Annotated in this window: 10 protein-coding genes; 7 read left to right on the top strand and 3 right to left on the bottom strand. The window is 70.7% G+C overall.

All coding sequences use genetic code 11. The features are described 5' to 3' along the window. Positions 1 to 8 precede the first annotated feature (8 nt). Both ACFXP5_RS08940 and ACFXP5_RS08935 read right to left on the bottom strand, forming a co-directional pair. On the bottom strand, positions 9 to 161 hold the full coding sequence (locus ACFXP5_RS08940; RefSeq protein ID WP_394544363.1) for a hypothetical protein: 153 nt from the start codon (positions 159 to 161) through the stop codon (positions 9 to 11). Between the two features lie 103 nt (positions 162 to 264). Then, positions 265 to 756, bottom strand: a complete 492-nt coding sequence (locus ACFXP5_RS08935; RefSeq protein ID WP_394544362.1) for a DUF2000 family protein — start codon at positions 754 to 756, stop codon at positions 265 to 267. On the opposite strand from ACFXP5_RS08935, the gene ACFXP5_RS08930 reads away from it, so the two are divergent. After that, positions 755 to 1558: an AraC family transcriptional regulator gene (locus tag ACFXP5_RS08930; protein WP_394544361.1), complete on the top strand. Its 804-nt coding sequence runs from the start codon at positions 755 to 757 to the stop codon at positions 1556 to 1558. The genes ACFXP5_RS08935 and ACFXP5_RS08930 overlap by 2 nt on opposite strands. Before the next feature lie 141 nt (positions 1559 to 1699). Further along, a complete protein-coding gene (locus tag ACFXP5_RS08925) occupies positions 1700 to 3805 on the top strand; it encodes an acyl-CoA dehydrogenase family protein (protein WP_394544360.1) in 2106 nt (701 codons plus the stop codon). 120 nt (positions 3806 to 3925) lie between these two features. Here the strand turns inward: ACFXP5_RS08925 and ACFXP5_RS08920 are convergent, their stop codons facing one another. Then, positions 3926 to 4270: a hypothetical protein gene (locus tag ACFXP5_RS08920; RefSeq protein ID WP_394544359.1), complete on the bottom strand. Its 345-nt coding sequence runs from the start codon at positions 4268 to 4270 to the stop codon at positions 3926 to 3928. A gap of 195 nt (positions 4271 to 4465) precedes the next feature. Here ACFXP5_RS08920 and ACFXP5_RS08915 point away from each other — a divergent pair, with 195 nt between their 5' ends. The 5 genes from ACFXP5_RS08915 to ACFXP5_RS08895 all read left to right on the top strand — a co-directional run bounded on the left by ACFXP5_RS08915 (position 4466) and on the right by ACFXP5_RS08895 (position 14831). Then, on the top strand, positions 4466 to 7261 hold the full coding sequence (locus ACFXP5_RS08915; protein ID WP_394544358.1) for a hypothetical protein: 2796 nt from the start codon (positions 4466 to 4468) through the stop codon (positions 7259 to 7261). 109 nt (positions 7262 to 7370) lie between these two features. Next, on the top strand, positions 7371 to 7946 hold the full coding sequence (locus ACFXP5_RS08910) for a DNA-3-methyladenine glycosylase I (protein WP_394544357.1): 576 nt from the start codon (positions 7371 to 7373) through the stop codon (positions 7944 to 7946). 192 nt (positions 7947 to 8138) lie between these two features. Beyond that, a complete protein-coding gene (locus ACFXP5_RS08905; protein ID WP_394544356.1) occupies positions 8139 to 9695 on the top strand; it encodes a DEAD/DEAH box helicase in 1557 nt (518 codons plus the stop codon). A gap of 162 nt (positions 9696 to 9857) precedes the next feature. Next, the gene (locus ACFXP5_RS08900; protein WP_394527829.1) at positions 9858 to 12218 is read left to right on the top strand and encodes an ATP-binding cassette domain-containing protein; all 2361 of its coding nucleotides are present in this window, start codon (positions 9858 to 9860) and stop codon (positions 12216 to 12218) included. 96 nt (positions 12219 to 12314) lie between these two features. Continuing rightward, complete coding sequence (locus tag ACFXP5_RS08895; protein ID WP_394544355.1) at positions 12315 to 14831, top strand: acyltransferase family protein; 2517 nt, start codon at positions 12315 to 12317, stop codon at positions 14829 to 14831. The last annotated feature ends 33 nt before the right edge of the window (positions 14832 to 14864 follow it).

Below are 14864 nucleotides of genomic sequence, written 5' to 3'. Positions count from 1 at the left end.
GCCGCGTCTCACTCGGCCGAAGCGTCGTCCTCGCCCTCGGCCTGGCTGGGCTTGTCCATCGGGTCGTACTCGCCGCCGGCGGGTCCGGTCGTCGCTTCTGCTTCGACGCCCTCGTCGTCGGCACCTTCGGCCTGGCTGGGCTTGTCCATCGGGTCGCTCATGACATCTCCTCGTCGGTAGCAGGACTGCCATCGTGCGCCCACGCCCGAGCCGTTCGGAGGGGGTTGCGCTCGCCGCGCTGGGTGGCACTGTCGCCACCGGCCCTCAGTCGTGCATGCGTGCGCCCTTGATCACCCGATCCACGGCATTGCGCGCCCCGCGCACCGCGATCCCGACGAGGTCGAGGTCGGCGGTCGCCACCGCTCGCACTGCCGCTCGATTGGCGGCATCGTGGCCGGTGCTGAACAGCTCGCGCGTGTAGATCGCGAGGGGCATGCCGCGTCCGAGGGCCTTCGCGTGGGCGGCGGTGATCGTCGCCGCGTCGGCCGAGAACACCAGCACGGGCTGCCGCAGCATGGGCAGATACGTCCGGCCGTCGGCGTCCTCGTAGGGCTCCCCGACGAGGTCGGCCCCGCTCGTCGCGATGGCCGACAAGAGGAACGCGGTCACGTTCAACTCCTGCCAGGGCAGCAGCCCCTCGCGCAGCACCACGGCCACCTTGGTGTCGAAGGTCGGGGCGGCGTCGGTGAGGTTCGGGTCGGTCATGGTTTCAGCATCGCCCGGCGCCGCAGCATCCGTCTTGTACGTTTCTTGCATGAACGATGTGGTGCGCGCGTGGCGCCCCGCCGTGCCCGGCGTGCACGAGGCGCTGCACGCCACGTTCCGCGACCACGCCTACCCCGCCCACACCCACGATGCCTGGACCGTGCTGCTCGTCGAGCGGGGAGCGGTGCGCTACGACCTCGAGCGGTCCGCGCACGTGACCTCGCCCGAGGTGCTGACGCTGCTCCCGCCCGGCGTCGCCCACGACGGGCGGTCGGTCGAGCCCGGTCGGCCGTACCGCAAGCGGGTGCTGTACCTCGACGCCGCTTGGCTTCCGGCTGCGGCGGTCGGGGCGGCGGTGCATCGCCCGAGCATCGAGGGGGCGGATGCTGCCGCCATCGCGCGCGCCGTGCACGCGGCGAGTTCGATCCCCGGCGAGGAGCTGCTCGCCGAGTCGGGCGTGCTCGCGCTGCGGGAGCACATCTCGCGCTTCTTCGGCGACGGCTCGAGCGTCACCGTGCGCGACGACCCGCTCGCCCGGCGGCTGCGCAGCCTGCTCGACGAGCGCCTCGACGCCTCCTTCACCCTGCGCGAGGCGGGAGCGCTCCTCGGGGCGCACCCCAGCCATCTCGTGCGCAGCTTCTCCCGCGCCTACGGCATCGCCCCGCACCGCTATGTCACGGGGCGGCGCGTGGATCTCGCGCGCAGACTGCTGCTCGCGGGCGCGACGCCGGCGGCCGCGGCGGCGCAGGCGGGCTTCCACGACCAGGCGCACCTCGGCCGACATTTCCGACGGGTGCTGGGTGTCACGCCGTCGACCTTCACCCGGCACCGGGCGGCCGGTGAGGCGGCGTAGACGGCCGCTCTGTCGAGACCGCACAATGCCCCCGTCCGACACCCTCCTCTGGCGTTGTCGAACAGGTCCAAGCGCCTTGGCGTCTCGTTGTGGGAGTCCTACCGTTGAGGCATTCCCGTTTCACCGAAGAAGGTGCTTGACATGACCGACGCCGCCGTTCGTCCAGAAACCCCCGCAGCCGAGAAGAGCACACCGGCCGGTGGTGCCCCGACCGCGGCGCACACGGCGGCCGAGGCATCCGAGTCCCGGATGGACGTGGATGCTGTCACCGACCTGCTTCTCGGCAGCTGGGGGCACGTTCGCCGCCAGGCGCGCGAGATGATCAAGGACCCCGCCTTCTGGCGGATCGACGGCCAGAGCGTCGCCGAGCACCGGGAACGCGTGCTCGCGCAGCTGCACCTGCTGGTGGAGAACAAGGCGGTGCACCGCGCCTTCCCGACGCGCTTCGGCGGCAGCGACGACCAGGGCGGCAACATCGCCGGCTTCGAGGAACTCGTCGCGGCCGACCCCAGCCTGCAGATCAAGTCGGGCGTGCAGTGGGGACTGTTCGGTGCGGCGATCTACCAGCTCGGCACCGAGGAGCATCACGAGAAGTGGCTCCCGGGCGCGATGAACCTCGAGATCCCCGGCGCGTTCGCGATGACCGAGACCGGCCACGGCTCAGACGTCGCGGCCATCGGCACGACCGCGACCTACGACCCCGACACCGAGGAGTTCGTGATCCACACGCCGTTCCGCGGCGCTTGGAAGGACTACCTCGGCAACGCCGCGCTGCACGGCAAGGCCGCGACGGTGTTCGCCCAGCTCATCACGAAGGGCGTCAACCACGGCGTGCACTGCTTCTTCGTGCCGATCCGCGACGAGAACGGCGCGTTCCTCGATGGCATCGGAGGCGAGGACGACGGCGTCAAGGGCGGGCTCAACGGCATCGACAACGGTCGTCTGCACTTCGATCGGGTGCGGGTTCCTCGCACCAACCTGTTGAACCGCTACGGCGACGTCGCTGCGGACGGCACCTACTCGAGCGAGATCTCCAGCCCCGGTCGTCGGTTCTTCACGATGCTGGGCACCCTTGTGCAGGGGCGGATCTCCCTCGACGGTTCAGCGGCGTGGGCCTCGGCCATCGGGCTCGACATCGCCATCACCTACGGCAACCAGCGCCGTCAGTTCGATTCCGGCCGCGGCACGCCCGAGGTCGTTCTGCTCGACTACGGCAAGCACCAGCGCCGCCTGCTGCCGCGTCTCGCTACGACGTACGCCGAGATCTTCGCGCACGACGTGTTCCTGCAGAAGTTCGACGGGGTCTTCAGCGGCCGCACCGACACCGACGCCGACCGCGAGGACCTCGAGACCCTGGCGGCTGCGTTGAAGCCGCTGTCGACCTGGCACGCGCTGGACACCCTGCAGGAGGCGCGCGAAGCGTGCGGTGGGGCCGGCTTCCTCGCCGAGAACCGTCTCGTGGGGCTTCGCTCCGACCTCGACATCTACGCCACCTTCGAGGGTGACAACAACGTGCTGCTGCAGCTCGTCGGCAAGCGTCTGCTCGCCGACTACGCCCGGCAGTTCAAGGGCAAGGATGCGCGGGCGCTCGCCGCCTTCGCCGTCGGCCAGACCGCCGGTCGGCTCTTCCACGGCGCGGGGCTGCGTCGACTCGGCCAGACCGTGACCGACTTCGGCTCCACCGCGCGCGCGGTCGAGCGTGGCCTTCGCGCCGACCAGCAGCACGAGCTGCTCGCCGGACGCGTGCAGCAGATGGTCGCCGACGTCGCCGGTCGCCTTCGTGCCGCCTCCCAGTTGTCGCCCGAGCGGGCCGCCGCCCTGTTCAACGAGAACCAGTCCGACCTCATCGAGGCGGCGCGCGCCCACGGCGAGCTGCTGCAGTGGGAGGCGTTCACCGACGTCGTCGACCAGCTCGAAGACCCCGGCACCGTTCAGGTGCTGACGTGGCTGCGCGACCTGTTCGGCCTCCACCTGATCGAGAAGCACCTCGCCTGGTACCTGATCAACGGCCGCCTCTCCACGCAGCGCGCCGCCGCCGTGTCTAGCTACATCGCGCGGCTGTGCACCCGCCTCCGCCCGCACGCGCAGGATCTCGTCGACGCGTTCGGCTACGCCCCCGAGCACCTGCGCGCTCCCATCGCATCCGGCGCCGAGGCTGAGCGCCAGGAGGAGGCCGCCGCGTACTACGCCGACCTCGAGGCGTCGGGCAAGGCTCCGGTGCCGGAGAAGAAGCCCGCGAAGAAGTAGCGCTGAACGGAGAAGGGATGCTGCGGCGGCAGCATCCCTTCTCCGTTTCCGCGCCGCCGAATCAACACCCTGCCGCGTGAATCCACCTCGGAGAGCTGCGCCCGAGCATGGATCCGCGCGTCAGGTGATGGATTCGGGTGGCGGGTCGTCGTCGAACGTGCTCCACGAGCGCAGGAACTCCTCCACCGACATGGCCGCGAGATCACGCCGGGTCTGCTCGAGCAGGAAGCCGGCCTCCTCGAAATGCCCGGCGCGCACCCGCAGCACCTGGGCGCCGGTGTCCATCCGATTGACCACGAGGTCGAGGCCCGGGGCCACGTCGTCGCCCGCGCCGAGGCTCACGCTCGACAGCAGGTAGGCGAGCGCCTTGCGGGCACGCCGTCTGCCGATGCTCATCCGGGCGTCTTCGAGGCGGGCCTCCAGCACCTCGCCCGCGGGGGTGGTGGATGCTTCATCGCTCGTCATGGTGCTCCCACTCTGCCGTGAGATGCGCCCGGTGTCCGAACGCGCGCGGGTGGGCGAGGTGGCGAGGCGTGAAGGAGGTGCGGCGCTGAGGTGAACACCTGGTGTGATCGTGGCGCAGCTGAGAGGTGATTCATAGATTGGGGACGTCGCGTGCCAGCGGCGTTTCTTTTCGACGACGAGCTCAGGAGTCCATCGGTGCGCACCGCACAAGGTATGACCGGGTGGGGTGCAGCGGCCGTCGCCGTCGTCCTCATCGCCACCGCCAGTCCGGCGGCCGCTCTCACGAACGACGAGACGCCCGCGTCCGTCGACGTCTCGGCCCCGTCGCCTGAGCTGAGCGCGTCGCCCGTGCAGACCGCCCCGGCGGAGCAGGAACCGGCCCCCGTACAGAGCACCGCGCCGGAGGCGACCCCGGCCGACGAGGCTGAGGCGCCCCTGATCGAGGAGCGCGCGCAGCGCGAACGCGTGGCGATCGCTGCAGCGGCCGTCGGGGACCTCGTCGTGACCTCGTTCGACGATCGGTACGCCGACGGGGTCTACGACCCGTCCAAGACCGCCCGGGACGGCATGACCGACCAGAGGAACTCGCGCCTGTACGAGGCACGCACCTCGACCGGCGAGCGTGCGTTCGCCACGGTCGACGCGAACGGCGACTGCCGCTTCGAGGATCTCCCGGTCGGCGAGACCACGATCTTCTTCCTTCACCCCAACTCCGCCGACGACTCCCTGTTCTTCGACGCGACCGGAGCCACGACCGCGGCCGACATCGAGAAGCTCCCCAACGGCAGCGCGCAGGGCACGCCCGCCGGCCTCGCGACCGTCACGGTCGACGAGGACGGCGAGAAGCTCGTCGTGGGTCTGACCGCGCTCCGATCCGCGGCCTCTGTCACGTATCCCGACGGCTCGCCCGTGACCGGGCTCGACATCGAGTTCGGCTCGGTCGGCGGTTGGTACGACGGTGTGGCGTACGCCGATTCGGGCGACTACTCCGGCACCTACGAGGCGTTGCGTTCCGGCGGAGGGTATTACCGACACCTCCCCGGCCAGCTCGGTATGCGCCTCAGCCCGCCCGCGGGCTTCGAGGTCGCAACGGTGACCGCCGCCGATGGTGTCGACATCCCGGTGACCGCGCGTGACGGCGGGTACTGGATCGACGCCGCCGCGGCCTCCAGCTACTTCTCCAACCCGACGTTCACCGTCAAGCTCAAGGCGCTTCCGACCGGCGACCTCACCGTCACGCGCTTCGACGACCGCTACGCGGACGGGCTGTTCGATACCTCGAAGACCGCGCGTGACGGACGTACCGACGAGAAGCGCACCGACCTGCAGGTGCGTCTGCTCGCCTCGGATGGCTCGTGGCACAACGGTGCGGTGACCACCGCCGGCGATTTCGCCTTCGATGACGTGCCCCAGGGCCCCGCGAAGGTCTACCTGCAGACTCCGAACGACCCCGCGATGGAGGTCTTCTTCGACGCGACCGGCGCCACCACCGCCGAGGACATCGAACGCCTCCCCGCCTCCCGCGCGGGAGGATGGGCCGGCGGAGAGGCCGCGGTCACGATCGACGCCGACGGTGAGGACCTGCTCATCGGCATGACCGCCCTGCGGTCCTCGGTGAAGTTCGAGGATGAGGACGGCGCGATCGTCCCGGGCGTGACGGCGGTCGAGTTGGGCTCGGGCGGTCAGTGGTTCCCCGCTACCGAGTGGACCCCCGGCACCCACGAGGCGTTCGACGCTTCGGGTTCGGTGCGCCACCTCCCCGCCGAGATCGGCGTTCGGTTCGCGGTGCCCGAGGGCTACGCGGTCGACGAGGTCGTCTCCGACGATCCGGCCCTGGACGTGACGGCGAGCGACGGTGGGTACTGGATCGACACGACCGACTCGTTCTCCTACATCTCCTACGACAACTTCGTGGTCACCCTCGAAGAGGTGCCGACCTCGACGGTCGACGTGACCTACTTCGCCGACGTCGCGCTCGACGGTGTCTATGAGTCCGGAACCGACGAGACGATCCCGGGCGCTGAGATCTACCTTCAGGATGCTGCGGGCGAGTGGTGGGCGACGACGTCGCTCGACGGCGACTACACCTTCTCGGGTGTCGCTCCGGGTGCCGCGACCATCTACGCGGAGATCCCCGAGACCACCGATGCCCCGGAGATGCCCGAGCTGCCCGAGCTCGAGCTGCCGGAAGCATCCCTGGCCATCTGGGATGCGACCGACCTGGTGTCCTACACCGACACGGTGCGCGCTGAGACCGAGACCATCTCGTTCGAGGGCGGCACGTTCATCGATCCCGCCACGGGCGCCACGTCGCCGCTGAGCGTCGACGACCAGCTCGTCGGAGTGATCCCGGCCACCCTCGCGGAAGGCGACCAGGCCCGCCGGATCGGTGCGGCCAGCATCTTCCAGCTCGCCGCGTTCGTCGGTCCGGTTGCGGAGGAGCCGGTGATGGGCGCCGAGATCGAGTTCCTCGCGAACACCGAATCGGCCGACGGCGTCGAACTGCTCGAGGGGAGTGGCGCTTTCGCGGCCCAGGAGGACGACGAACTCGCCGTGTTCGGTGCGGCCGAGTACGGGATCCGCCCGACGGCCCCCGAGGGTTATGAGATCGTCGCCGTCACGGCGGTCAGCGCGCTGACCGGCACCGTGCTCGAGGTCACCGAGTCCTCCGCCGAGACCCGCGCTCGGTTGGCGCTCTTCGCGGCCGGAACCGAGTACCGGGTCGCCCCGCAGCAGGTCGGCGGGCCGTTCGGCGCGGTCGTCTGGGCCGTGCAGGTCGCGCCCACGGCGCCCGTCGGTACCACGCCCCCGGCTGCGGACCCCGGCTTCGGGCTCCCCCTCGCCGACGGCCAGCCGGCCGCGGGTCCGACGGTCCGGCAGCTGCCGGCGACCGGTTCCGAGGAGGCCCCGTGGGCGTGGATGCTGACCGCGGGTCTGCTTCTCGCGGCGGGTCTCGCCACCCGCGTGACGGCTCGTCGACGCCACAGCTGAGTCATCCCTGCTGCGAGTTGCGTCGTGTGGTCGAAGATTCCTGCGGGATGACGACCACACGGCGCAACCAGCCCACCGCGCTCCGCGTGCCGTTCGCTAGCGTGGCGTCGTGAACCCCGACATCCTCATCGGCGCCGACGGCGTCGCGCGCTGCGCCTGGGCGGGCGTCGACGCCGAATACCAGCGCTACCACGACGAGGAATGGGGCACGCCGCTTCACGGCGACCGCGCCCTGTTCGAGAAGATGAGCCTCGAGGGGTTCCAGGCGGGGCTGAGCTGGATCACGATCCTGCGCAAGCGCCCTCGCTTCCGCGAGGCGTTCGCGAACTTCGAGCCCGCGGCGGTCGCCGACTTCGACGAGCGCGACGTCGAACGGCTGATGGGTGACGCCGGGATCGTGCGCAATCGCGCGAAGATCGACGCGACCATCTCCAACGCCGCCCTCGTCACGGCGATGGCGCCGGGGGAATTCGACGAGCTGATGTGGTCGTTCGCGCCGCAGCATCCGCGCTCCTCGCCCCGCTCATTCGCCGAGATCCCCACCACGACCCCGCAGTCCGAGGCGATGAGCAAGACCCTCCGCAAACGCGGCTTCCGCTTCGTCGGTCCGACCACGATGTACGCCCTCATGCAGTCGGGGGGAATGGTCGACGATCACGTCGTCGGATGCTGGCGCGCGGCCTGACGTCTTCGTTCCGGTAGACTGGAAGCACTGCGGAGCGAATCTCGCTCCCTGCGTCGTTGAACGCACCGGCCTCGAGCCTTTGACTTTCTACGGCGAACGGATGCGTCGACCCGACGCCTTCGCCACTCGCTCGCCCCGTCGCGAGCTGATGCCGGCCCGCACTGTCGTGCGTGCGCCGCAAGGAGCTTTTCTATGACCACGCCTTCCGCCACCTTCGCCGACCTCGGTCTTCCCGCGCCCCTCGTGCGCGTGCTCGCCGAGCAGGGCAAGAACGAACCGTTCCCCATCCAGACCGACACCCTCGTCGACACCCTCTCGGGTCGCGACGTGCTCGGTCGCGGAAAGACGGGCTCGGGCAAGACCCTCGCCTTCGCGCTTCCGCTCGTCGCCCGCCTCGGCGAGAACAAGACGCCCCGCAAGGCCCGCCGCCCCCGCGCCCTGGTGCTCGCCCCCACCCGCGAGCTCGCGAACCAGATCGACGCCGTCATCGCCCCGCTCGCGGCGGCGTACGGCATGAACACCACCACCGTCTACGGCGGCGTGACCCAGAAGCGTCAGGTCGACGCCCTCAACGCCGGCGTCGACATCCTCGTCGCGTGCCCGGGTCGCCTCGAAGACCTCATGAACCAGCGGTTCGTGACTCTCGAGGACATCGAGATCACCGTGCTCGACGAGGCCGACCACATGGCCGACCTCGGCTTCCTGCCGGTCGTCACCCGCATCCTCGACAAGACCCCGAAGAACGGGCAGCGGCTGCTGTTCTCCGCCACGCTCGACAACGGCGTGGACAAGATCGTGCGCCGGTTCCTGCAGAACGAGGTGCTGCACTCGGTCGACGAGGCCACCTCGCACGTCGCCGCGATGACGCACCACGTCTTCGAGGCCGCTGACGCCGATGCCAAGAAGCAGCTCGTCAAGACGCTCGCCTCCGGGTCGAGCCGCCGCATCCTGTTCACGCGCACCAAGCACCAGGCCAAGAAGCTCGCCCGCATGCTGACCGACGCGGGTATCCCGTCGGTCGACCTGCACGGCAACCTCTCGCAGCCGCAGCGCGACCGCAACCTCGCCGCCTTCAGCGCGGGCACGGCCCGCGTGCTCGTGGCCACCGACGTCGCCGCTCGCGGCGTGCACGTCGACGACATCGCGCTAGTCGTTCACGTCGACCCGCCGGTCGAGCACAAGGCGTACCTGCACCGTTCGGGCCGTACCGCCCGTGCCGGCAGCGCCGGTGACGTCGTCACGGTGATGCTCCCCGAGCAGCGCCGCGACACGCAGGACATCCTGCGCAAGGCCGCCATCAAGGTGACCCCGACCGCCGTCACGTCCACCTCGCCCGAGGTGACCGCGCTCGTCGGTGACGTCGCGGAGTACGTCAAGCCCTCGGTCCGCCCGGAACCGCAGCAGCAGGGCGGCGGCGGACGCTCGCAGGGTGCGAACGCCCAGCGCAAGCGCGCTGTCCGTTCGGGTCAGGATGCCAGCGCAGGTCAGGGCGGCGGCCGGGCCCGGCGCGGCCGCGGCGCCGACGCCTCGCGCGCTGCAGCCTCGGACGCCCCGCGCTCGCCGCGCTCCGACTCCTCGGCCGGTCACGCCGGCCGCGGCGGATCGACCGGTGGCGCGCGCAGCGGAGCGGGTCGCTCCGGCGCCGGCGCCTCGCGCCCGGCCGCGGGCCGCACCGCGGGTGGCGCACCGACGACCGGCATGGTCGTGGGCAGCCGCAGCCCCCGCACCAACCGTCGCTCGCAGGGCTGATCCCGCGCGTACACACGAAACGGCGATCCCGCCCGCACTCACGACTTCGGTCGGGTGCGGGCGGGATCGCCGTTTCCACACCCGGCGCGCCCGGTCCGGAACGAAGAAGCGCGGTGTCCGAGGGGTGCGGCACACTGGGGGAACCGCACCTGAGGAGTCGCCATGGCCGCCGCCGAAGCATCCGCCGCCTCGATCGCCGATGCCCACGACACGATCCGGGTCGTCGGGGCGCGCGAGAACAACCTGAAGAACGTCAGCGTCGAGATCCCCAAACGCCGTCTCACCGTCTTCACCGGCGTCAGCGGCTCGGGAAAGTCCTCCCTCGTCTTCGGCACGATCGCCGCCGAGTCGCAGCGCCTGATCAACGAGACCTACCCGACTTTCGTACAGCAGTTCATGGGGCAGTTGTCGCGGCCCGAGGTCGACGCGCTCGAGAACCTGAGCGCCACGATCCGGGTGGATCAGGAGCGCATGGGCGCGAACGCCCGCTCCACCGTGGGCACCGCCACCGACGTGCACGCGATGCTGCGCATCCTCTTCTCCCGCCTAGGCGTGCCCCACGTGGGGTCGCCGCAGGCCTTCTCGTTCAACGTGCCCTCGGTCAAAGGTGCGGGCGCGGTGACCCTCGAGCGTGGTGGGAAGGCCGTGAAAGAGCGTCGGTCCTTCGAGATCACGGGCGGCATGTGCCCCACGTGCGAGGGCCTGGGTGAGGCGAACGACATCGATCTCGCCGAGCTGTTCGACGAGGACAAATCGCTCGCCGAGGGGGCGATCACCATCCCGGGCTACAACGTCGACGGCTGGATGGTGAAGGGCTACACCGAGTCGGGCTTCCTCGACGCCGACAAGCCGATCAAGGACTTCACCCCCGAGGAACGGCAGGACTTCCTCTACAAGGAGCCCACCAAGGTCAAGCTGCGCGATTTCTCGATGACCTACGAGGGACTCGTCCCGAAGATCACCAAGAGCATGCTGCAGAAAGACCGCGACGCCCTGCAGCCGCACATCCGCGCCTTCGTCGAGCGGGCGGTCAAGTTCACCGCCTGCCCGGCGTGCCAAGGGACCCGGCTCAACGAGGGGGCGCGGTCGTCGCGGATCGGTGGGGTGAACATCGCGGATGCTGCGGCCATGCAGATCACCGACCTCGCCGAGTGGCTGCGCACCATCGACGACCCGGAGGTCGCGCCGCTGATCGCGGGCCTGCGCGAAACCGTCGACTCCTTCGTCGAGATCGGGCTCGGATATCTCTCCCTCGACCGTTCCAGCGGCACCCTGTCGGGGGGTGAGGCCCAGCGGACGAAGATGATCCGCCACCTCGGTTCCAGCCTCACCGATGTCACCTACGTCTTCGACGAACCCACCGCGGGGCTGCACCCGCACGACATCCAGCGGATGAACCAGCTCCTGCTGCAGCTGCGCGACAAGGGCAACACGGTGCTGGTCGTCGAGCACAAGCCCGAGGTCATCGCGATCGCCGACCACGTCGTCGACCTGGGTCCGGGTGCGGGTCGTGCCGGGGGAGAGATCCGCTTCACCGGCGACGTCGCCGCGCTCCGCGCCTCCGACACACTGACCGGTCGGCACTTCGACCACCGCGCCCAGCTCAAGTCCTCGACGAGGCCGGCGCGCGGCGCCCTCGAGATCCGCGGGGCGGTGCAGCACAACCTGAAGGACGTCGACGTCGACGTGCCGCTGGGCATGCTGACCGTGATCACCGGCGTCGCCGGTTCCGGCAAGTCCTCGCTCATCCACGGCAACCTGCCGCGGTTCGACGACGTGGTGGTCGTGGATCAGTCCTCGATCAAGGGGTCCCGCCGCAGCAGCCCCGCCACCTACACGGGCCTGCTCGACACCATCCGCTCCGCCTTCGCCAAGGCCAACGGGGTGAAACCGGGGCTCTTCTCCGCCAACTCCGAGGGTGCGTGCCCCGCGTGCAAGGGCCTCGGCGTGATCATCACCGACCTGGGCTTCCAATCCACCGTCGAGACGGTGTGCGAGGTCTGCGAGGGCACCGGGTTCTCCGACGCGGTGCTGGAGTACCAGCTCGACGGCAAGAACATCTCCGAGGTGCTCGCGATGTCGGTGAGCGAGGCGTCGGACTTCTTCCCCAAGGGGCCGTCGCAGACCACGCTCGCGCGCCTGATCGATGTCGGACTCGGCTACATCACGCTCGGTCAGGCCCTCAATACCCTGTCGGGCGGCGAGCGGCAGCGGCTGAAGCTCGCGATCAACATGGCCAAGAAGGGCGCGGTCTACGTGCTCGACGAGCCGACGACGGGCCTGCACCTCGCCGACGTCGACAACATGCTCGGGATGCTGGATCGGCTCGTCGACGCCGGCAACAGCGTCATCGTGATCGAGCACCATCAAGCCGTCATGGCCCACGCCGACTGGATCATCGACATCGGCCCGGGCGCGGGACGCGACGGTGGGGCCGTGGTATTCGAGGGGACGCCCGCCGACCTGGTCGCCTCGGCCGACACCCTGACCGCCCAGCATCTCCGGCGCTACGTCGGCGCGTAGGCGGAACAGGCCCCGGCGGGCGCGGGCGGTTCCGGTGGGACCGGTTCCACTACAGTGGCATCGGCATTCCCCTCCACGAGTGAGCACCTCCGAAACGTGACAGACCCTTCTCCGCGCACGCCTTCCCGGCGCGACGTCCAAGGTCTTCGCGCGCTCGCCGTCATCGGCGTCGTGCTCGCCCACGCGATCGGGTGGCCGCGCGGCGGCTTCGCCGGCGTCGACGTGTTCTTCGTCGTCTCCGGGTTCCTCATCACCGGGCTGCTGCTGCGCGAGATCGCCGCCACCGGCACGATCTCGCTGGCCGACTTCTTCGCGCGTCGCATCCGTCGCATCCTGCCCGCTGCCCTGCTCGTGCTGCTCGCGGTGGTGGGGGCGGCGTTCCTTGTCTTCAACCGGGTGCGCGCCGACCAGACCCTCGGCGACGCGATCGCCGCAGCGCTGCTGGTGTCGAACTGGCGCTTCGCCGCCGAGGGCACCGACTACTTCCACGCCGGCGAGGCGCTGTCACCCCTGCAGCACTTCTGGTCGCTCTCGGTCGAGGAGCAGTACTACCTCGTGTGGCCGGCCCTCCTGCTGCTGTTGGTGCTCTGCGTGCCCGCCGCCGCCCGTAAGGGCAGGCGGTCGGCCGCGCTGGTGGGTCTCGCTGCCCTCGTCGTGGTGGTCGCCTCGGCCGGGTGGGCGGCTACGCAGACGGCGGCCGATCCCACGGTCGCTTACTTCTCCACCGCGACGCGGGCCTGGGAACTGGGCGTCGGGGCGCTCGTCGCGGTCGCCGCGCCCGTGCTCGCCCGCATCCCCGCGCTGCTGCGCGGGCTGCTGGGCTGGGTCGGCCTCGCCGGCGTCGTGTGGTCGTTCCTCGTGATCGACCCCGAGACCATGCCGTTCCCCGCACCGTGGGCGGCGCTTCCCGTCGGTGCCGCGGCCCTCGTCCTGGCCGGTGGTATCGGGGGCGACCCCCGCGTCCGCCACCTGTTCCCCCTCACCAACCCGGTGAGCGTCTTCATCGGCGACATCTCGTACTCCCTGTACCTCTGGCACTTCCCGGTGATCGTCTTCGCCGCTGTGCTGCTGCCCGAGGGCGAGCTGACCCTGCCGATCGTGTTCGTCACGATCGGCGTCCTCACCCTCGCCACCTACTTCGGGCTCGAGCAGCCGCTCCACCGCTCACCGTGGCTGCGGCGGCGCGGCGTTGCCGCACCGGCCGGCGCGGCGCCTGCCGTCGAGACACCGCACCCCGCATCGGGGGATACGGATGCGGGCGCGCCCCGCGCGCTCGCACCTCACCCGCCGATGCGCGTCGCGAGCGCCTCGGCGGCCGCGCCTGCCCGCACGATCGCGACCCGCCCGGCGGGATGGGTCCCCGGCTCGCGGTACTACCCGGGGTCGCGTCCCCGCCCCGCCGACCCGAGCGCACTCCCCACGTCCGCCCCTGTCGAGGCGGCCCCTGTCCACGAGGCCGTTGCCGCCCCCACGAGCCCGGCCGCGCAGCATCCGCCCGTCACCACCCCCGAGCGCCCGCAGCCCGTGACCACCCCCGAGCGCCCGCAGCCCGTCACCACCCCCGCGCGCGACGCCACCCCGGCCGACTCCCAGAGCGCCACGTCCGCGTGGGCCGCCTGGCGCGCGCGGTACGCCGCCCAGTGGGGTCTGTCCGCGGCGACGCTCGGCATCGGCGCGGGTGTCGTGGTGCTGCTCGTGCTCATCGCGTTCGGTTCGCCTTCGGTCTTCCCCGCTCCCGGCGCGCCGGTCGCCGGTGGCCCCGTCGAGGTCACGGATCCGACCGGCGCCGTGCAGGCGGAATTGGCCGCGGCGGTCTCCGCGACCGCGTGGCCCGACCTGCGCCCCTCGCTCGACCAGGTCATCGCGACGTCGTCGAGCGACAATCCCGCCCACGACTGCTTCTCTCCCGACGTGGCCGCCGAACTCTCGCGCTGCACGTGGGGCAGCGCGAACGCTCCGCGGCACATGTACCTCGTGGGCGATTCGACGGCCATGGCGTACGCGCCGGCGTTCAAGAAGCTCGCCGAAGAGAGCGGGGGAGCGTGGCGCATCACCACGGTGGGGCTCTACGGCTGCCGCTTCACCGACGTGTTGGTGGAGAATTCCGGCGCGGGCGTCATGGCGGCGTGCCCCGGGCGCAAGAGCGATGTCGCCGCGATGATCGCCGCCGACCCGGCCGACCTCGTGGTGCTCTCCAACGCCTACACCCTCGCGCGTTCCGCCGACGGCCGCGCGCTCTCCGCGAGCGACCTCATCTCCGCGTCCCGCGCCGAGATGGCCGCGTTCGGGGTGACGGGTCGCACCGTGTACCTCGCACCCCCTCCCCGCGGGGGAGCGCTCGCGAACTGCTACTCGCCGCTGTCCTCACCCGCCGACTGTCTGACCGGGGTCGACGACACCTGGCACCAGATGGCGTCGGTGGCCCAGACGTTCGCCGCACCCACGGGCGACTACGTCATCGACTCGAGACCCTTCACCTGTTGGGAGGAGGCGTGCCCTGCCTTCGCGGGCGGGCTGCCGCTGCGCTACGACGAGAGCCACTTCACCGTCGCCTACTCCGAGCACATCGCGCCGGTGCTGCGGTGGCAATTGGCCGGGCTCGGTGTGCTCTGAGCGTCGCCGGAGCGCACCCGCGCCCAGCAAAGA

It is taken from the genome of Microbacterium hanjuni, from assembly GCF_043556395.1.
GTDB lineage: Bacteria > Actinomycetota > Actinomycetes > Actinomycetales > Microbacteriaceae > Microbacterium.
This window is presented reverse-complemented; position numbering and strand designations above follow the sequence as displayed.